This window comes from Mycobacterium sp. IDUB_1, from assembly GCF_055419625.1.
The window spans coordinates 1,849,614-1,867,964 of sequence record NZ_JBVAYA010000001.1 but is presented as its reverse complement, the minus strand read 5'-3'; the positions used below and the strand labels follow the sequence as shown (position 1 = coordinate 1,867,964).

The 18,351-nt window shown below is 68.4% G+C and carries 18 protein-coding genes; 5 read left to right on the top strand and 13 right to left on the bottom strand.

Features of this window, described 5'->3' with window-relative positions:
- The first annotated feature begins 39 nt into the window (after window positions 1-39).
- Together ACZYYX_RS09520 and ACZYYX_RS09515 are read left to right on the top strand one after the other, a co-directional pair.
- A complete protein-coding gene (locus ACZYYX_RS09520; RefSeq protein WP_463814159.1) occupies window positions 40-1,599 on the top strand; it encodes an MFS transporter in 1,560 nt (519 codons plus the stop codon).
- Complete coding sequence (locus tag ACZYYX_RS09515) at window positions 1,596-3,188, top strand: MFS transporter (RefSeq protein WP_463814158.1); 1,593 nt, start codon at window positions 1,596-1,598, stop codon at window positions 3,186-3,188. Before ACZYYX_RS09520 ends, ACZYYX_RS09515 begins: the two co-directional genes overlap by 4 nt.
- A gap of 17 nt (window positions 3,189-3,205) precedes the next feature.
- Here the strand turns inward: ACZYYX_RS09515 and mftG are convergent, their stop codons facing one another.
- From mftG to mftA, 7 genes are all read right to left on the bottom strand, one after another.
- On the bottom strand, window positions 3,206-4,612 hold the full coding sequence (gene mftG / locus ACZYYX_RS09510; protein ID WP_463814157.1) for a mycofactocin dehydrogenase MftG: 1,407 nt from the start codon (window positions 4,610-4,612) through the stop codon (window positions 3,206-3,208).
- A gap of 19 nt (window positions 4,613-4,631) precedes the next feature.
- Complete coding sequence (mftF, locus tag ACZYYX_RS09505; protein ID WP_463814156.1) at window positions 4,632-6,047, bottom strand: mycofactocin biosynthesis glycosyltransferase MftF; 1,416 nt, start codon at window positions 6,045-6,047, stop codon at window positions 4,632-4,634.
- On the bottom strand, window positions 6,044-6,775 hold the full coding sequence (mftE, locus tag ACZYYX_RS09500) for a mycofactocin biosynthesis peptidyl-dipeptidase MftE (RefSeq protein ID WP_463814155.1): 732 nt from the start codon (window positions 6,773-6,775) through the stop codon (window positions 6,044-6,046). Before mftE ends, mftF begins: the two co-directional genes overlap by 4 nt.
- 79 nt (window positions 6,776-6,854) lie before the next feature.
- Complete coding sequence (mftD, locus tag ACZYYX_RS09495; protein ID WP_463814154.1) at window positions 6,855-8,030, bottom strand: pre-mycofactocin synthase MftD; 1,176 nt, start codon at window positions 8,028-8,030, stop codon at window positions 6,855-6,857.
- Window positions 8,031-8,034: 4 nt separating this feature from the next.
- A complete protein-coding gene (gene mftC / locus ACZYYX_RS09490; protein ID WP_463814153.1) occupies window positions 8,035-9,222 on the bottom strand; it encodes a mycofactocin radical SAM maturase in 1,188 nt (395 codons plus the stop codon).
- Window positions 9,219-9,503: a mycofactocin biosynthesis chaperone MftB gene (gene mftB / locus ACZYYX_RS09485; protein WP_463814152.1), complete on the bottom strand. Its 285-nt coding sequence runs from the start codon at window positions 9,501-9,503 to the stop codon at window positions 9,219-9,221. The genes mftC and mftB overlap by 4 nt, the downstream gene beginning before the upstream one ends.
- 2 nt (window positions 9,504-9,505) lie before the next feature.
- Window positions 9,506-9,598 carry a mycofactocin precursor MftA gene (gene mftA, locus ACZYYX_RS09480; RefSeq protein WP_073682527.1) on the bottom strand — a complete coding sequence of 31 codons (93 nt, stop codon included), beginning with the start codon at window positions 9,596-9,598 and terminating at the stop codon, window positions 9,506-9,508.
- Between the two features lie 90 nt (window positions 9,599-9,688).
- Here mftA and mftR point away from each other — a divergent pair, with 90 nt between their 5' ends.
- Window positions 9,689-10,294 (top strand): mycofactocin system transcriptional regulator, encoded by a 606-nt coding sequence (gene mftR, locus ACZYYX_RS09475; RefSeq protein WP_463814151.1) that lies wholly within the window; start codon window positions 9,689-9,691, stop codon window positions 10,292-10,294.
- On the opposite strand, the gene ACZYYX_RS09470 is transcribed toward mftR, so the two are convergent.
- The 3 genes from ACZYYX_RS09470 to ACZYYX_RS09460 form a co-directional block, all read right to left on the bottom strand.
- A complete protein-coding gene (locus ACZYYX_RS09470) occupies window positions 10,279-11,778 on the bottom strand; it encodes an HNH endonuclease signature motif containing protein (RefSeq protein ID WP_463814150.1) in 1,500 nt (499 codons plus the stop codon). The genes mftR and ACZYYX_RS09470 overlap by 16 nt on opposite strands.
- A gap of 105 nt (window positions 11,779-11,883) precedes the next feature.
- Window positions 11,884-13,056 (bottom strand): NAD(P)/FAD-dependent oxidoreductase, encoded by a 1,173-nt coding sequence (locus tag ACZYYX_RS09465; RefSeq protein ID WP_463814149.1) that lies wholly within the window; start codon window positions 13,054-13,056, stop codon window positions 11,884-11,886.
- A gap of 55 nt (window positions 13,057-13,111) precedes the next feature.
- On the bottom strand, window positions 13,112-13,561 hold the full coding sequence (locus ACZYYX_RS09460; protein ID WP_463814148.1) for an Lrp/AsnC family transcriptional regulator: 450 nt from the start codon (window positions 13,559-13,561) through the stop codon (window positions 13,112-13,114).
- 124 nt (window positions 13,562-13,685) lie between these two features.
- On the opposite strand from ACZYYX_RS09460, the gene ddaH reads away from it, so the two are divergent.
- Together ddaH and rocD are read left to right on the top strand one after the other, a co-directional pair.
- Window positions 13,686-14,534, top strand: coding sequence for a dimethylargininase (ddaH, locus tag ACZYYX_RS09455; protein WP_463814861.1), 849 nt, complete (start codon window positions 13,686-13,688; stop codon window positions 14,532-14,534).
- Complete coding sequence (gene rocD / locus ACZYYX_RS09450) at window positions 14,531-15,748, top strand: ornithine--oxo-acid transaminase (protein ID WP_463814147.1); 1,218 nt, start codon at window positions 14,531-14,533, stop codon at window positions 15,746-15,748. Before ddaH ends, rocD begins: the two co-directional genes overlap by 4 nt.
- Here rocD and ACZYYX_RS09445 read toward each other — a convergent pair.
- The 3 genes from ACZYYX_RS09445 to ACZYYX_RS09435 are packed head-to-tail and all read right to left on the bottom strand — an operon-like array spanning window position 15,745 to window position 18,270.
- Complete coding sequence (locus tag ACZYYX_RS09445) at window positions 15,745-16,578, bottom strand: mycofactocin-coupled SDR family oxidoreductase (protein WP_463814860.1); 834 nt, start codon at window positions 16,576-16,578, stop codon at window positions 15,745-15,747. The two genes, rocD and ACZYYX_RS09445, sit on opposite strands and share 4 nt — an antisense overlap.
- Before the next feature lie 49 nt (window positions 16,579-16,627).
- On the bottom strand, window positions 16,628-17,458 hold the full coding sequence (locus ACZYYX_RS09440) for an SHOCT domain-containing protein (protein ID WP_463814146.1): 831 nt from the start codon (window positions 17,456-17,458) through the stop codon (window positions 16,628-16,630).
- A 23-nt stretch (window positions 17,459-17,481) separates the two neighbouring features.
- Complete coding sequence (locus ACZYYX_RS09435; protein WP_463814859.1) at window positions 17,482-18,270, bottom strand: cutinase family protein; 789 nt, start codon at window positions 18,268-18,270, stop codon at window positions 17,482-17,484.
- Window positions 18,271-18,351: the final 81 nt, after the last annotated feature.

Sequence of the window (18,351 nt, the reverse complement as noted above, 5' to 3'; positions counted from 1 at the left end):
ACGGCATTCGCACCGAACGTACCCCTCGGGAGGGACCGCATGGCTCACGACACATCCGAGCGGCGGCGGCGGTGGTTGCTGACGGTGGCCAGCATCGACGTCCTTCTCGTCGTCAGCGCCATGATCTCGCTCAATGCGGCGCTGCCCGACATCGCCGTCGAGACGGCAGCGACGCAGAGCCAGCTGACCTGGATAGTGGACGGCTACACACTCGCGCTTGCCTGCCTGTTGTTGCCGGCCGGAGCGCTCGGCGACCGGTACGGCAGGCGACGTGCCCTGCTGGTGGGCCTGGCCGTCTTCGGACTCGCCTCGCTCGCACCCATCGTGTGGAGCAGCCCGACCGCGTTGATTTCCGCGCGCGCCGTCGCCGGCGTCGGTGCCGCCCTCATCATGCCCGCAACGCTGTCTCTGCTGACCTCGGCGTTCCCTCCGGAGGGTCGTAACAAGGCAATCGGCATCTGGGCGGGGGTGGCCGGGTCCAGCGCAATCTTCGGTTTCCTCGGGACCGGCCTGCTTCTCGAGCACTACTCCTGGCAGTCGATCTTCTACGCGTTCGCGGGCTGGGCCCTCCTGATGTTCGTGTGCACGTGCACCATCGGATCGTCGCGCGACGAGACGGCGACACCGATCGACTGGCTCGGCGCCGGCCTCGTCGGATCCGCGATCGCGGTGTTCGTCCTCGGCGTCGTCGAGGCGCCGGTGCGGGGCTGGACCGACACGCTGGTGATCGCCTGTCTTGCGCTCGGCGTCGGCATCGCCGCACTGTTCGTCGTCACCCAGCTGCGTCGGCAGCACCCGTTGCTCGACGTCCGTCTCTTCGGCCGGCCCGACTTCGCCACCGGTGCCCTCGGAATCACCTTCCTGTTCCTGGCCAATTTCGGATTTTTCTTCATCGAGATGCAGTTCATGCAGCTCGTGATGGGCATGACACCCATTCAGACCGCATTCGCGCTGTCGCCGCTCGCCGTGCCCGTGCTCCTCCTCAGCGCGAGCGTGCACCTGTTCCTGCCGAGGGTCGGCCTGCGCGTCGCCGTCAGCGGCGGCTTGATGCTGATGGCGGCGGGCATGCTGTGGATGAGTCGATTGCACGTGGACTCCACGTACATGTCGATGGTCGGACCGCTGATGCTGATGGCGTCGGGCATCGGACTGTGCACCGCGCCAACGACCTCGGCCATCATGAATGCCGCTCCCCCGGAGAAACAGGGCGTCGGCTCCGCGGTCAACGACGCCACCCGTGAAATCGGCGCCGCTGTCGGCATCGCCGTGGCAGGCTCGATTCTCGCCGCGGCCTATCGCGCGTCACTGGCGCCCGCGCTGGACGCCTTTCCCGCTCGAATCCGTGACGCCGCCAACGAATCACTGGCGAACGCGATGGCCGTCGCCGAGCGAACCGGGCCGGCGGCCACCGGGCTGACCGACGCCGCGCGGACCGCCTTCATGGAGGCCTCACACGATGCGCTGGTTGCACTCGGTGCGGTGCTCCTGGTCGGAGCGGCGTTCATCGCGATCTGGTCCCCCGGGCGCGACGGCCGGCAGTGGGCCGTTCTGCGCCGATTGCGAGGGCGGACGTCGACACGCGAGACGGTCGACGCGTGACCGCGACCCCGACTCTCGAAAGGCCCCCGACACTGTCGCCGTGGCGGCGCCGATGGCTGCTGACCGTCGCCAGTCTCGACGTGCTGCTCGTCGTCGCGTCGATGGTCGCACTCAACGCGGCGCTGCCCGACATCGCGGTGGAAACCTCGGCCAGCCAGACGCAACTGACGTGGATCGTCGACAGCTACACCCTGGCACTGGCCTGTCTGCTGCTACCGGCGGGCGCGCTCGGCGATCGCTACGGCCGGCGCGGCGCCCTGCTGGTCGGCCTGGTCATCTTCACCCTGGCCTCCGCCGCGCCCATCCTCTGGAGCGACCCGGGACAGCTCATCGTCGCGCGGGCCGTGGCCGGCGTCGGCGCCGCGCTGGTCATGCCTGCGACGCTGTCGTTGCTCACGTCGGCCTTTCCCCGTGGCGAACGCAGCAAGGCCGTCGGCATCTGGGCCGGTGCGGTCGGATCGTCTGCCATCTTCGGGTTTCTCGGCGCGGGCACGATGCTGCACTTCTTCTCGTGGGGCGCCATCTTCTACGGCTTCGCCGGCGCCGGCGTGATCATGATCGCGGCGACGGTCACCGTCAGCTCCTCCCGCGACGAGCACGCCACCCCGATCGACTGGATCGGGGCATTGCTCAGCGGCATGGCCATCGCGGTGTTCGTCCTCGGTATCGTCGAGGCGCCGGCGCGGGGATGGACCGATGTCGTCGTACTCGTCTGTCTCGCAGCCGGACTCGGCCTGGCGGGCATGTTCGCCTGGACCCAGCTGCGCGCCAGCCACCCCCTGCTCGACGTGCGGTTGTTCGCCGCGGCGGATTTCGGCGCCGGGGCGGCCGCCATCACCCTGCTGTTCTTCGCGATGTTCGGGTTCTTCTTCGTCGTCATGCAGTTCATCCAGCTGGTCATGGGCTACTCGGCGCTCCAGACCGCGTTCGCGCTGGCGCCGCTCGCGGTGCCCATGTTGATCGTCAGCACCACCATTCACCTGTTCCTGCCGAAGATCGGACTGCGAGTCTCGATGACTTTCGGTCTGCTTCTCCTGTCCGCCGGTCTGCTGTGGATGGCCACGCTGTCGGCCGACGCGGTGTACGTCGATCTGATCGGTCCGATGCTCGTGAGCTCTATCGGCCTGGGGTTCGTCGCGACTCCGGCGACGGCGGCGATCATGGAGGCCGTCCCGGACGAGAAACAGGGCGTGGCGTCCGCGGTCAACGACGCGACCCGCGAGATCGGCGCCGCCGTGGGTATCGCTGCCGCGGGCTCCGTGCTGGCCGCTGCGTACAGCAACGCACTCGCTCCCTCGGTCGCCGCATTGCCGGCGCCGGTCCGCGACGCTGCCACGGACTCCCTGGCTGCAGCGCTGGCGGCCGCGCAGCAGATGGGACCCGCCGGCGAGCCGCTCACCCGCATGGCGCGGAGCGCGTTCGTCGACGCGAGCGGGCTGGCCATGACGGTGCTGGCGGCCACCGTTGTGGGCGGGGCGGTCCTCATGGCGCTCTGGGCGCCGGGTCGCGACGGCCAGCAGTGGGCATTCCTGCGCCGCGGCGACAGCGTCGTCGGTGGCGCGGCCGGAGGCCGCCATCGAAAACGATGACGACGAGCTGGTGCGGCTCAGCTGACGAACTCGGCGGCCCGGTGGCCGACCATCACGATCGTCGCGTGCGGTCCGCGGCTGGGAATCTGGGGAAGTATCGAACCGTCGACGACCCACAGATTCTCGAATCCCAACACCCGGCACCGCGCATCGACGACCTCCCCGATCTTCGCAGTGCCGCACAGGTGTTGCGACGTCGACCAGAAGGCCTCCGAATGCGCGGTGTCACCGACGATCTCGCGCGCCAGCCGGGTGGCCTCACGCAATACGTCGACATCGGACTGCGCGGTGTCGTACCGATGCTCGATCACCGGGTCGACGTCAGGGTCGGCCGAGGCCAGCGTGAGCCGCCCCCGTGAGCGGGGGCACATCAGTGTCACACCGAGGTGCGGACGGTCCGTGGGATCGTCGCGGCGTCCGGTCGTCATCGCGCCGAATCCTGCTGTGTAAGGCCGGATCTCGACTCCGTCATCGGTGGTGAGCACCGCCTCGAGCGGCGGCACACCATGCGTCGGTGACCAGGTGACCGGCAGGACCCATTCGGGATGGTCGACGGTGTCCACCCCCACCGGCAGGTTCGCCACGATCGGCACGCCGACGTCGGTCAGCAGCGACTCGGGACCGATTCCGGACAACAGCAGCAGGTGTGCCGTGGCGATCGCACCGGCACAGAGCACGATCCGGTCCGCGGTCAGCGTCACGGGACCGTGGGGACCTGCGCACTCGACGTGCACGGCACGCCCATCGGCACAGCGGATCCGCCTGGCCAGCGTATCGGTCAGCACCGTCACGTTGGGCCTGGCCGCAGCGGGCGCCAGGAAGGCGCCGCCCGGTCCCACCCGGGTGCCGCCGTCGATGTTGAGCGGGACGGCCCCGACACCAGCCGTCATCGCCCGACCCGGCGCCGAGCCGTTGAGGTCGTCGATCCAGCAGAACCCCGCGTCCCGCGCCGCAGCCACGAACGCTGATGTGCAGCCGTCGAATTCGGCGATCCGCCGGACCTTGATGGGTCCGCTGGAGCCGTGCAGCGGACCGGTGAAGTCGAGGTCGTTCTCGATGGCACGAAAATGGGGCAGGACGTCGTCCCAGCCCCAGCCGGGCGCATCCCATCCGTCGATGTCGGAGGGCAGCGCACGACAGAAGTATCCGCCGTTGACCGCGCCCGAGCCGCCGACTACGGCGCCGCGGATGATCTCTGCGTGCCGAAGAGGGTGTTCGGTCAACCGAGCCGTGTAGCGCCGCACCACCGAACTCGCCACCCCGATGGGCAGGCGGAGACCGTCGCTGATCTGCTCCTGTACCCGCGGATCGCTCGGCGACGGACCGGCTTCGACGACGGTGACCGTGCAGCGCTCGTCGGCGGAGAGTCGCTCCGCCAGAACGGAACCGGCGCTGCCGGCCCCGATGATCAGCACATCATCCACGGCGGCGGCCAACGCGGCGTCAGGTTCTGATCTGCGGCTTGAGAGCCCCGGCGTGGCGTTCGCGGATCACTCCGGTCCACAGGCCGAGGCCGTAGGCGATGTCGTCGAGGCGTTTCAGCAGCAGGAAGGTGATGATGCCGACGCGCTTGGTGTCGTCGTCGACGCCGCTGTGGCCGCGGGTGGCCCAGTCGAACACGCCGTCGAGGACGGCGGCCACCAGGACCACCTGCCGGCACCGTCGCGAGCACACCGCGGCCACCAGCGCCACCGGCCAGTAGTGCCGACAGATCGCCGAGGCCAACTGCAGCGCAGCCGACCACAGCCCGTGGGCGGCGACGACGGCGACCTCCATCGGTTCGGTGCGCACACTCGCCAGCGACCTGGCGAGCCGGCGGCCCGTGAACACCGCCACCGCCACCGAACCCAGATAACCGAGCCGCGATCCCAGGGCGACCAGCAGCCAGACCACCAGCGTCCAACCCGAGATCACCAGCGGTGCCGTCTTGCCCGGGTGACGGATGGACAGCGGCGCAGCTGAACCACCGTAGAAAGACTTGCGTGCGAACCACTTTCGCAGTTCGACCCGGTGGTCGTGGGCCACCATCGCGATCGGTTCGTAGCGCAGCCGGGCACCGGCTTCATTGAGCCGCCAGCACAGATCGACGTCCTCGCCGGAGGTCAACGTCTCGTCGAAGCCACCCAGCTCGAGCAGTGCGCTGCGCCGGCAGATGATCGCGGCGCTGGGCACGTAGGACACGGTGCCGAACGGTACGACCGGAGCCTCCCGCAGCCCGAGATCCAGCGACGACCGGACCGCCTCGTAGCGCGCGACCACGCTGTCGGAGGGCTGCAGCGCGACGATGCGCGGCGCGGCGAGAGCGACCGCGGGATCGCAGAAATGCCCGAGCAACGCCTCCAGCCAGCCCCGCCGCGGGACGACATCGGAGTCCAGGAACGCGACGAAGTCGGTGTCGCACGCCTTGAGTCCTGCGTTACGCGCCGCAGCGGGACCGCGGTTGCGCTCCAACCGGAGCAGGCGGACGTCGCCGTGGACGTCACGAAAATCGTTTTCGCGCAGCGGAATCGTGGAGCCGTCGTCGACGACCACCACCTTTAGCCCACGTACGGCGCCGAGGAGACGGACGAGTCCGGACGGATTGTCCCGCACGGGGATCACCACGGTGACGTCGCGGTGCGACGGTCCGCTCAGCGGCCGCGGGTGAGCGACGGTCGCGTCGAGCAGCGTGCGGGCCAGCTGCGCACTGACCGCGTCGTGGACCTCGAGCCGGCCGCCGTTGAGCATCGTCTGGGCGGCGGGCGCCAGCCGCAGCAGACGCGTCGGCGAGCCGCCGAGCAGCGCCGCCCCCTCCCCGAGGACGCGCACACGTCTGTCGACTTGAACGGCGAAACCATCGGGCAGTCGCTGTCCCGTCACCTCAACATCCCCTGGCCGTCAGGCGCCCAGCGAGTGATCCGGTCAACCCCGGTGTCGACCATCCCAGCAAAGATCCTGCCCCCTTCTGCCGCCGTCGCCGTCGTCGGATCTCCGAGGATACCCAGCGAACTGACGGCGGCCACTCCCCCTCGGCGCATCTGCGGCATCAACTCCGCCAGCGACCCCTGATTACCCGGAACTCTCAGATCCTCTCGGACCACACCGGGCGAAATATGTAGCAATACAGACGTTTCGGTGTGCCCGGCGTGTGCGTCGCCGCCGGGAGCCACGCAGGAACACCAGGCGACGTCGCGGCCCTCGTAACGCAGCAGCGACACCGCGTCGCGCAGCGCGCCGACATTGCCGCCGTGGCCGTTGACGAACACGATCCGCGAGGCCCAACGACACGCCGAACGGGCGAATTCGACCAGAAGTTGTGTCACTGCCGGTGTGCCAATGGAAATGGTTCCGGCGAATCCCTCGTGCTCACCGCTGGCGCCGTAGGCGATCGCGGGAGCAACCAGCCACTGCCCCATCAGCCGGTTGACGAGAGCCTCAGCCACAGCGGTGGCGATCCGAGTATCGGTGTCCAGCGGCAGATGGGGACCGTGCTGCTCGGTGGATCCGACGGGAACGATGAGTGCGGACGCGCCATTCTGCAGCTGTCTCGACGTCGAGTTCCCGAGCTCGTGGGGTGAAGCCACGCGAGCATGGTAGGCCGAATTCACCTGTCGTGCGCCAGTTGTTGGCGCATGCGTCGCAAGAGATTTCCCCACGTGGTCAGGGCATCACCTCGCGCCCCGTCCGTCACACCCCGAGCGTGCGGGTGAAGCCGTCGGGAATCAGGACGTCCTCGCGGGTCAGATCGTGGATCGACGACTTCCCCAGGCCCATCAGGGCGGAGTCGATACCGCCGCGCATGATGTCGAGGACGTTCTCCACGCCGGCCTGCCCGTTGGCCGCCAGGCCCCACAGGTACGCGCGCCCGATCATGACGGCACGGGCGCCCAGAGCAACCGCCTTGACGACGTCGCTTCCCCGGCGGATACCGCCGTCCAGCAAAACCTCGACCTGGTCGCCGACGGCGTCGGCGATCGCGGGGAGGCAGCGGATCGCCGCGGGGGTGCCGTCGAGGTTGTTGCCGCCGTGATTGGACACCGTGATCGCCGAAACACCAGCATCCACAGCACGTTTGGCGTCGTCCACGCGCACGGTGCCCTTGAGCAGGAACGGGCCGCCCCACTGTTCGCGCAGCCAGGCCACATCCTCCCAGGTGGGGGGCGGGGTGCCCATCCACTGCCCGTAGGCCTCGAAGAACGTCGGACCGAGCTCGCCGGGCCGGCCCTGGTTGGGAACACGCAGGTCAGGTGGGCGCAGCTGTTTGGCGAAGCTGTAGAACCAGCGGGGCTTGGTGACGACCTCCGGGGACATCCGGATCATCGTCTTCAGATCCATCCGTTCCGGGATCTTCGGGCTGCCCCAGTCGCGGCCGTGCGCGAAACTCCAATCGGTGGTCAAGATCAGGCCCTTGGCCCCGGCGGCGCGGGCCCGCTCCATGCGGGCGAGGATCTCGTCGCGGCTGCCGAGCCAGTAGATCTGGAAGAAGATCTTGTCGTTGACCGCGGTGACCTCTTCCATGGGCTTGCTCGCGAACGACGACAGGCCCATCGCGGTGCCCCGGGCGGCGGCGGCACGCGCCACGGCCACCTCACCGTCGGGATCGATTGCCTGCACACCCGTCGGGGAGATGATGACGGGCAGCGAAACATCCTGGCCCATCACCGTTGTCGCCATGTCGCGCTTCTCGGTGGCGCCGATGACGTGCGGCGCGAAGCCGAGTTCGGAGAACGACTCGACGTTGTCGCCGACCGTCACCCCCTTCTCGCTGGCGGAGATCAGCGACGAGTACGCCGATTTCGGCAGGCGCTTCTTGGCGCGCTGTTGGGCGATGGCGACGGTTTCGAACCAGGTGTCACGGGCCATGGGACTACACAGGACTTTCGTTGCAGAACTTCTTCGGAGGGGCGCTGAGCAGGGTCAGCGGAATCGGACCCTTGGGGGTGCGGCCGCCGCTGCGCGAGTGGTCGACGCTGGGCTTGGGCTTGTTCCGGTCGGCGGCCAAGGCGGGTTCGCCGAAACCCTGCACGCATTCGGGATCGGGACCGTCGAGCGGAAGGCCGGTGAAGAACTTCGCCGCCATGCAGCCACCGCGGCAGGCGTCGTAGTGTCCGCAGCTGCCGCACGCACCGGCCGACTGCGGCTCCCGAAGCTCACGGAACAGTTCGGAGTTCTGCCACACGCTCTGGAAACCGTTGTCGGTCAGGATGTTTCCGGCCAGAAAGGTGTCGTGGATCGCAAACGGGCAGGCGTAGACGTCACCGACCGGGTCGATCAGGCAGACCACCCGCCCCGCGCCGCACAGATTCAGCCCCGCCAGCGCGCCGGGCTCGCCGAGACCTGACAGGTGGAAGAACGAATCGCCGGTGAGCACGCGCTCGCCGCGGGCGACGAGCCAGTCGTAGAGCTGGACCTGCTGCGCGGCGGTGGGGTGCAGTTCGTCCCAGACATCGGCGCCGCGGCCCGAGGGGCGCAGCCGGGTGATGCGCAGGGTGGCACCGTAGCTGTCGGCGAGGGCCTTGAATTCGTCGAGCTGGTCGACATTGTGGCGGGTGACGACGACGGAGATCTTGGCATCGGAGAAGCCGGCGGCGCGCAGGTTCTCCAGCGCGCGCGTGGCCATCGCGAAGCTGCCCGGGCCGCGGACCGCGTCGTTGACCTCGGCGGTGGCGCCGTCGAGGGAGATCTGCACGTCGACGTAGTCGCTGGCCGCGAGCTTGGCGGCGACCTCCTCGGTGATGCGCACGCCGTTGGTGGAGAACTTGACCCCGACGTGGTGAGCGGTCGCGTAGTCGACGAGCTCCCAGAAGTCCGATCGCACCGTCGGCTCGCCGCCGCCGATGTTGACGTAGAAGACCTGCATGCGCTCGAGCTCGTCGATGATGTCCTTGCACTGCTGGGTCGTCAGCTCGCGCGGATCGCGCTTGCCGGACGAGGACAGGCAGTGCACGCAGGACAGGTTGCACGCGTAGGTGAGTTCCCACGTCAGGCAGATCGGGGCGTCGAGGCCGCGTTCGAACTGGTCGACGAGCCGGGGCACGGGGGCGGTGACGGTCATCGGTCCTCTCCTGTGATGAGCATGTTCGACGAGACCAGCACGCCCATCGCGTGTAGGTACGGCGTCAGTTGGTCGTCTTCGAGTCCTGCTGCGCGACAAGCGGATCGAACGTCGGGGTGATCAGACAGCGAGTTGATCACCTCGACGATCGTCCGGTTCTTCAGGAACGACAGCTTGCGGGTCCCGAAGTGGTAGAGCAGCGCGCCGAACGGCTCGGGCCGGACGGCCACCTGCGGATGCAGCCGCCAGCGCTGGTCCGGATCGAAGGTCGGCGCGGTCATGATCAGTAGACCCCGCACATCCCGTCGATGGACACCTCTTCGACCAGACTCTCGGTCACGAGCTCGTCGTTCTCAGTGTGCTGACTCGGCTCCATGGCACTGCCTTTCTGTTCGGTGGGGCTCGACATTTGTGACGCAGATCGCAACAATAAGGCACTGGGTGCCTAAATGGAAGGGGGACGTCGATGCAACCCGCCAAGGCACGTGTCGGGCGCCGTCGGTCGACCAGCTGGGAGCACATCAGCGCGGTCGCGATCGACCTGTTCACCGAGCGCGGGTTCGACGACGTCAGCGTCGACGACGTCGCGACGGCCGCGGGCATCGCCCGGCGGACCCTGTTCCGCTATTACCCCTCGAAGAACGCGCTGCCGTGGGGAGACTTCGACGCCCATCTGGGCCGGATGAAGGGGTTGCTGGCGGCCACCGATCCGACAGCGCCGATTCACGAGGCGCTGCGCACCGCGCTGTTGGCCTTCAACGACTTCGACGATGCGGACCGACACCGCCAGCGCATGCGGTTGATCCTGGAAACCGAGGCGTTGCAGGCATATTCGATGACCATGTACGCCGGCTGGCGGGCCGTGGTCGCCGCCTACGTCGCGCGCCGCCTCGAGATCTCCCCCGAGGACCTGATCCCGCAGACGGTGGCGTGGACGATGCTGGCGGTGGCGCTGACGGCGTACGGGCAGTGGCTCGCCGACGAGTCGGTGTCCCTGGCCGCCGCGCTCGGCGGAGCCTTCGATCTGCTGGCCGGCGGGCTGGCCGGGCTGGAGGCTCAGAACGGGGCGTGACCGCCGCCGCCATCGCGCGGGGTGCCAGCCGCTGCGCGGACCTCTCGGTTTTGCGCGCGTTCGGCTTTCACCCGCGCGGCAATCTCCGCGCTACGCAGGCGGCGTCTCCGCGGAACCGTGACTCTCTTCGCCGCGGCGTCGGGCGGCACTGGCGGTGGCGGCGGCAGGTCGGCGGTGGCTGCAATGAAGCGCGGGAAGAACAGCGTGCTACCCGGTCTGGTGGTGTAGCTGCGGCCGTCGGGTGCCGCGAACGTCACTGTGCCGTCAGCTGATTGCACCTCGGTCCAGCCATCGGAATCGAAGACGAAGGTCTTCATGAGATGGTGAGTCCGGCACTTTGCGTTGAGGTTCGACGCGTGAGTGGGCCCGTATGGCCATGGCACGCAATGGTCGATGTCGCAGCGATCGGTAGGCACGTCGCACCCGGGGAATCGGCAGAACATGTCCCGCAGCCGGACGAACTGCGCCAGCTTGGCCGAGGGCCGGTAGTTCGGCTCCGGATCAGGCCCGGGCATCCCCAGAGGCGTGACCTTCGCGCCGCCGGCGATGGCGTCGGCTAGGGCAGTGGCCGGCATGACCTTGAGACCGGGCAGCAGCGCGACTCCGGTGTCAGTCAACGGGGCCGGCTCGTCGGACTCGACGGCAACATCTCCTTCAGACGCCGGCTTCGTCGCCGCGTCCAGCGCCGCCTGATCGGCGATCACGTGGACCACCACCTGCGAAGCCGGCGCGGGTGCGTCAGCCTTCGGGCACGTCGGTGACCCGCAGCGGCACGGCAGGTGCTCACGGCCGTTGAGCAGCGCGCCTGCGGCATCGGAGCGGCGCTCGCCGACGCTGCGCGGATCGTTGCCGCACACTCCGTTGATCATCGCGACGATGCGCCGTTCGGCCGCGATAGCGTCGGCAGCCATCAACCGACCCCACGCCGAGGTGGTCTCCGCGCCGTCGTCATGGGCTCCGACCCGGAAATCCCGTTCCTGCTCAATGTCTTTCGTGAACCGCACCGCGTCGGGGTCGTAGCGGTCGATCAGAGCGTTGACGGCCCCGGTCAGCTTCTCCTCCGAGAGGGCTCCCCAGGACACCGCACGCTCGGCGAGCGCCGCGTCGATTTCCTCCAGCACTCGATCGTCGTCGACCAGATGGGTACGCCACGTCAGTTCGCTGATCACCCGGATGCTGATCCGGCCCTCGCAGAACAGCGCCGCCACCCGGGGCAGCCGGTCCCGCAGCGCCATCGCAATGCGCATCTGTGCCGACGCACGCCGCTGACCGATGGTGAGCGCAGCGCCGATTCGCGCGGCGGTCAGGGCCCACGGGTCGAAAGCCCAGCGTGCGCGCTCGTCGTCGTCATCGACACTGCGCCGGGTCAATTCGGCGATGGCGGCCAGCCGCCGCGCACACGCCTTGCCCTCCTCGACCGCCGCCTGTTCGATCGCGCCCACCAACGCCTCGTCGGCGACATCGGCGAACATGTGTTCGAACATGCTTCGAGTATGCCGCCGTGAGCCGACGATCCGGCGTGCCGGAAGCACCCCTGGCTCGCGCCTGTGGATGGATGCCGGATTGGGGACAACCTCCGCGGAGGAAGCTCAGCCCAGCAGATCGCTGATCGGTGCGCCCGCGGCGATCTTGGCCCGCACCTTCATCACCTTGCCGGGGAAGCCGCCACCCACCACGCCGACCACGACACCGTCGCGCTCGTAGTAGGCCAGAAACTTGCGCCCGTCGTCCTCGACCAGGTGCACGGTGTCGGTGGCCTCCGGCTCACCCAGGGCCTGGATCTTGACGTCGTACTGATCGCTCCAGAAATACGGCACCGACACCGCCGCCGGCGCGTCCTGGCCCAGCAGCGCCGGCACGAGCGCCCGCGCCTGATCAGCGACGTTGCTCCAATGCTCTACGCGCACTTGGCCTTTCGCTTCATCGCGCCAGGAGGCGACGTCGCCGATCGCCCACACATGCGGCGCGCTGGCCCGGCCGACGTGGTCGCACACCACGCCGTTGTCCACCGCGATACCGCTGCCGTCGAGCCAGTCGGTGGCCGGATGCGACCCGATGCCCACCACGACGAGGTCGGCGTCGATCTGCTCACCGTCGGACAGGGTCACCGAACGCACCCGCGTATCCCCGCTCACGGAGTCCACCCCGACGCCGCAGCGCACGTCCACCCCCTCGGCCTGGTGCAACCGCGTCACCAGGCCGCCGATCTGCTCACCCAGCACCGACGCCAACGGCGCCGGCTGCGGCTCGACCAGCACGACCTCGACACCCCGTGCGCGCAGGCTCGCCGCCACCTCGCAGCCGATGAAACCCGCACCGATCACCACGGCGTGCCGGGCATCGGCCGACTCCTGACGCAGCGCCAGACTCTCGTCGACGTTACGCAGCACGTGAATGCCCGCCAGCTCAGGGAACGACCGAATCCGCTTGGGTACCAGACCTGTCGCGATCACGAGCTCGTCGTAGCCGAGCTGCGAACCGTCGGCCAGCGTGACCGTCTGCGCCGCGGTGTCCACTGTGCGCGCAGCGTTGCCGAGGACGAGCGTGATGTCCTTCTCGGCGTAGAAGTCGGCCGGCTTCAACGTCGTCTCGTCGAGCTCGGCCCGCAGCACCTCCTTCGACAGCGGCGGACGGTCGTACGGCAGGTGCTCCTCGTCGCTGACGATGGTCACCGGCCCCGCATACTCTGCGCGGCGCAGCTGTTCAGCTGTCCGCGCCGCCGCCAAACCGCCCCCGACGATCACCACACCAGAAGTGCTCATCTGGGTTTTCTACCTCATCAAGACAGACCGGTGAGCGCCACCCCGCACCGCGTGCTCAGCTCCGGGCCCGCTCGATGATGTTCGACAACACCACGATGCTCTCGCTGCGCTCGATGTCGGCGCTCGACCGGATGCGTTCGAGCGCCTCTTCGAGGTGGCGCATGTCGCGGGCCAGCACGTGCAGCATCGCGTCGGCCGTACCGGTCACGGTGGCGGCACTGACCACCTCGGGGATGTCCTGCCAGGCAGCACGGAGCTGATCCGGCGCGATCGTGCCGTGGCAGAACACCTGCACGTACGCCTCGGTGGTCCAGCCGAGCGCGGTGCGATCCACGACGGTGGTGAAGGTGCGGATCACCCCGGTGTCGAGCATCCGGTCGACGCGGCGTTTGACCGCGGGCGCCGAGAGATTCACGCGCTGCCCGATCTCGGCGAAGGTCGCTCGAGCGTTGTCTGCCAGCTCCGCGAGGATCAGTTCGTCGGTCTCGTCCAGCCGGTCGGCCACGTTTCGCCTCCTTCGCGCAACAAATCGTTGCTCGCAGCAGTTTGGCACAACAAACCACTGGTAGACACGCAACAGGTGAAGATTGATTGCGCAGAACCCCGCCCCATATCGTGCAGGCATGACGATGGACATCGCCGCGACCGCGCTTCCCCGCCCTGTAAAGACGGTAGATCGCACCGCTCGACCGCGTCGCTTCGTGATGATCCGTCCCACTCATTTCGCCGTCGACTACGTCATCAACCCATGGATGGACCTGTCCACGCCCGTCGACACCGCACGTGCGCTCGCGCAGTGGGAAGCGCTGCGGCAGGCCTACATCGACCTCGGCCATACCGTCGAGGAAGTCGGCCCACTGCACGGTCTGCCCGACATGGTCTACGCGGCCAACGGCGCCATGATCGTCAACGGTCGCGCGGCGGTCGCGCGCTTCGCCCACCCCGAACGCGCCGGCGAGGCACCGGCGCACGAAGCCTGGCTTCTCGACCAGGGCTTCTCATGCGTCCACACCCGCCACACCAACGAGGGGCAGGGTGATCTGCTGCTCGTCGGCTCGACGATCCTGGCCGGCTACGGCTTTCGCACCGACCGACGCGCCCACCGGGAGATCGCCGACCATCTCGACATGCCGCTGGTCAGCCTGGAACTCGTCGACCCGCGGTTCTACCACCTCGACACCGCCCTGGCCGTTCTCGACGACACCACCATCGCCTACTACCCGCCCGCGTTCGCCGAGCACTCACAGGCCACGCTGCGCCAGCTGTACCCCCAGGCCATCGAGGTCGCCAGCGCCGACGCCTACGCCCTCGGCCTCAACGTCGTCTCCGATGGTCTCAACGTCGTGATGCCCGCCGCCGCCGCCGGCTTCGCCGAGCAGCTGCGTCACCACGGATTCCGGCCGGTCGGCATCGATCTGTCCGAGTTGCTCAAGGGCGGCGGCTCGGTGAAATGCTGCACCCTGGAGGTTCATTCATGACCGCGATGCACGCCCCCACCCGCACCGAGGATGCCGTCGCTCTTGACAGCCGTTGCGTCGCACGCAATTACGCGCCGCTCCCCGTCGTCGCCGCACACGCCGAGGGCGCCTGGATCACCGACGTCGAGGGCAGACGCTATTTGGACTGCCTGGCCGCGTACTCTGCCGTGAACTTCGGCCACCGGCACCCGGACATCATCGCCGCCGCCCACGCGCAACTGGACCGAGTGACATTGGTGAGCCGGGCCTTCCACGCCGAGCCACTCGCCCCGTTCTGTGCTGCGCTGGCCACGCTGGCCCGCAAGGACATGGTGCTGCCGATGAACAGCGGCGCCGAAGCCGTGGAGAGTGGCATCAAGGTGGCCCGCAAATGGGGCCACGACATCAAGGGCGTGCCCGCGAACGAGTCGAACATCATCGTGGCGCACAACAACTTCCACGGTCGCACGACCACGATCATCAGCTTCTCCGACGACGAGACCGCCCGGCGCGGATTCGGCCCGTACACCCCCGGGTTCCGGGCGGTGCCCTTCGGTGACGCCGACGCGCTGGCCGCCGCGATCGACGACCACACCGTGGCGGTCCTGCTCGAACCCATCCAGGGCGAGGCCGGCATCATCGCGCCGCCCGACGACTACCTGCCGCGGGTGCGCGCCCTGTGCACCGAACGTGAGGTGCTGATGATCGCCGACGAGATCCAGGCCGGCCTGGCCCGCACTGGTGCGACGTTCGCCTGCGACCACTGGAACGTCGTCCCGGACATGTATCTGCTGGGCAAGGCGCTCGGTGGCGGCGTGGTGCCGCTGTCGGCCGTGGTCGCCGACCGTGAGGTGCTCGCCGTGCTGCACCCGGGCGAACACGGGTCGACGTTCGGCGGTAACCCGTTGGCCGCAGCCATCGGCCACACCGTCGTGAACCTCCTCGAGACCGGCGAATTCCAGCGTCGCGCAGCCGACCTCGGCAGCCTCCTGCATGCCCGACTGGGTGACCTGCTCGGCCGCGGCGTGCTCAGCGTGCGCGGCAAGGGACTATGGGCCGGGGTGGACATCGACCCGGTGCACGGGACCGGTAAGCAGATCAGCCTTCGACTGGCCGAGCGCGGCGTCCTGGTCAAGGACACCCACGGTTCGACGCTGCGCTTCGCCCCGCCGATCGTCGTCACCGCCGACGAGATCACCTGGGCTGTACAGCAATTGGCCGAGGTGCTGGCCTAGTACTTGGCCGTGCCCCGGTCGACGGCGATCTGCGAGCCGGAGATGGTCGCCGAACCGTCACCGGCCAGCCACGCGACCACGTCGGACACCTCCTCGGGAGTCATGAACTCCTTGAGGCCCTTCTTGCCCGCGTGGTGCATTGGCTGATACGGCATCGGCGAAAAGCTGTGCAGGAACGCGGGATACTTGCCGAAGATCTCCATCATCGCCTCCGGCTGCACCATCGGCGTGTCGATCGAGTACGGATGGATGGAGTTCACCCGGATGCCGAACTCACCGGCCTCGATCGCGAGCGCGTTCGTCAGCGCCACCAGACCGTGCTTGGACGCCGAGTAGTGGGCGTTGCCCGGGGTGGCCTTGGTCCCCGCGGACGAGCTGACGATGACGATCGATCCGCCGTTGCCCGCCTCGATCATCGCCGGGACGGCCGCCCTGATGGTGCGCCACGTCCCGTTGAGGTTGACGTCGATGACCGTGTCCCACTGCTCTTCCGACATCTCCCAGATCCGGCCCCAACTCAAGATGCCCGCGTTGGCGACCACGATGTCGAGCCTGCCGAACTGCTCGACACCGTCGGCGACGAGCTGCTGCTGGGCCGCGAGATCCCGGATGTCGACCTCCCGGGTGAGCACCTTGCGGCCGGCCTCTTCGACCAGCCGGGCCGTCTCGGCGAGATCCTCGGCGGTGGGCATCGGATAGGTGACGGTGTCGGTGACCGCCGCGCAGACGTCGATCGCGATGATGTCGGCGCCCTCGGCAGCCAACCTGACGGCATGCGCGCGGCCCTGCCCCCGCGCCGCCCCGGTGATCAGCGCGACGCGCCCTTCCAGTGATGTCACCGGCTCAGGCTAACAGCAGAACTAGAACGCGTTCTAGTCCCTAGAGTTCGGCGATGATCTGCTGACGCTTGGCGGTGTACTCCGCTTCGCTGATGGTGCCCGTGGCACGCAGCGTCTCGAGTTCCTGGAGTCGCTGCGCGACCGTCGGCGGGGCGGGCGTCATGGGCGGCGCGGACGGCGCGACCGGCACGGGGGGCGGCGCCTGCTGCTGCGCGGCTGCGCGGCGCACGATGGCCTGCACCTGCTGCCGCGCAGCCGGATTCGACCTCAGATCGACCATGCTGTTGATGCCGATCCCGTTGGCCTTGAGCACCTGCAGGATCTCCATCAACGGCTCGACCTGGCCGGTCAGGTCGTATGTCCTGTTGTCTTCGGCCACCGAGAAGGTCGCCGGCATCAGCCCGCTGATCAGGGAACTGCGCTCCCAGTCGATCTGGTACTCGTTGGTGACCGGGTCGACCAGTGCGACCAGCTTGCGACTCATGATCATCGGCTGACGGCCCATCGAGGCCACCACTTTGTCCTGCGTGGAAAACGGTGTGATGCCCGGCCCGGAGATCCGCAGGTCCAACTTCACCAGGGGCTGGTCGTTGATCTGGGTGTTCGTCTCGTGAATCCCCACGACCTGCGCCAGGGCCAGCACCCCGCTGGCCTCCAACTCCTGTGTTTTCGCGGCGGCCTTGGCCCCGAACCCGGTGATCCCGAGTGCGATGAGGATGTCGATCGCGGTGATGATCAGGCCACCCCAGAACATCCAACTCATCATCGGATCGCGGCCGCTGGCGAAGTAGATCACCAGGAAGATCGGCCCGACGATGCCGCACAGCAGCACGAACAATTGGATCTTGATGTAGCGCCAGAGGGTCGACACGGGTCAAATTATGACCCGGGCACTCAGGATCCGGGCGGGACCTGCACAGGATTGGCGTCAGGAATCGGAACAGGACGCTGCTGGACCAGCTGGAACAGCGGGGCCACCCACTCGTCGGCGGACGACGGGGTCCGCGCATAGCTGGTGTGCACGGCCACCGCCGCCGGGTTCATGTCGTCCTCGGCGTCAGGGTCGTAGTCGCAGACCGCATCGCCGAGATCACAGACGCTGATCGTGCGGGCACCCATCGCCGGGGTCAGCGGGGCAGGCGTGTGGGCCAGGATGGGCCAGTCCTGCGCGACACCCTTGCCGCGCCCCGGAACGGCCGTGACCGAGCCCAGGTTCAGCGTGGGATCGGCCGGCAGACGATCGCCGTCGGCGACCAGCAGGGCGGCCGAGAGATTGGGGCTGGTCTCCAGCGCAGCGAGGTTACGGTGCACCACCATCGCACCCTGCGAGTAACCGGCGAGCACCACCTGCGTCGTCGGGCACTGCGCGACGAACGCGGCGTACTGCGCACCCAGCGCCGCCGCACCGGTGTCGACACTGCCCATGAAGCCCAGCCACTCCATGGCGCCTCCGTCGGGCGGCACCGGGACGGCGGGATAGTTGACGGCTTCGGCCGTGATCGTGCGACCGCTGCGCTGCACCAGCTGCGCGAAGTCGCGATAGGAGGTGTTCACCACGCGGCCCATGCCGTTGTCGGCGACGATGTCGGCGGGTGTGCGCTCACCCGAGCCGGCCGCCCCGATCCAGTGCACGTCAGGGCATCCGGGCTGGGCGGCAGCTGAGCCGGTGGACAGACCGATCATGGCTGCGCCACCGACGAGGGCAGCGGCTGCAGCTGCAGCGAGCGAGCGAATACTCAAGAGATCCCAACCTTTGTACAAAGT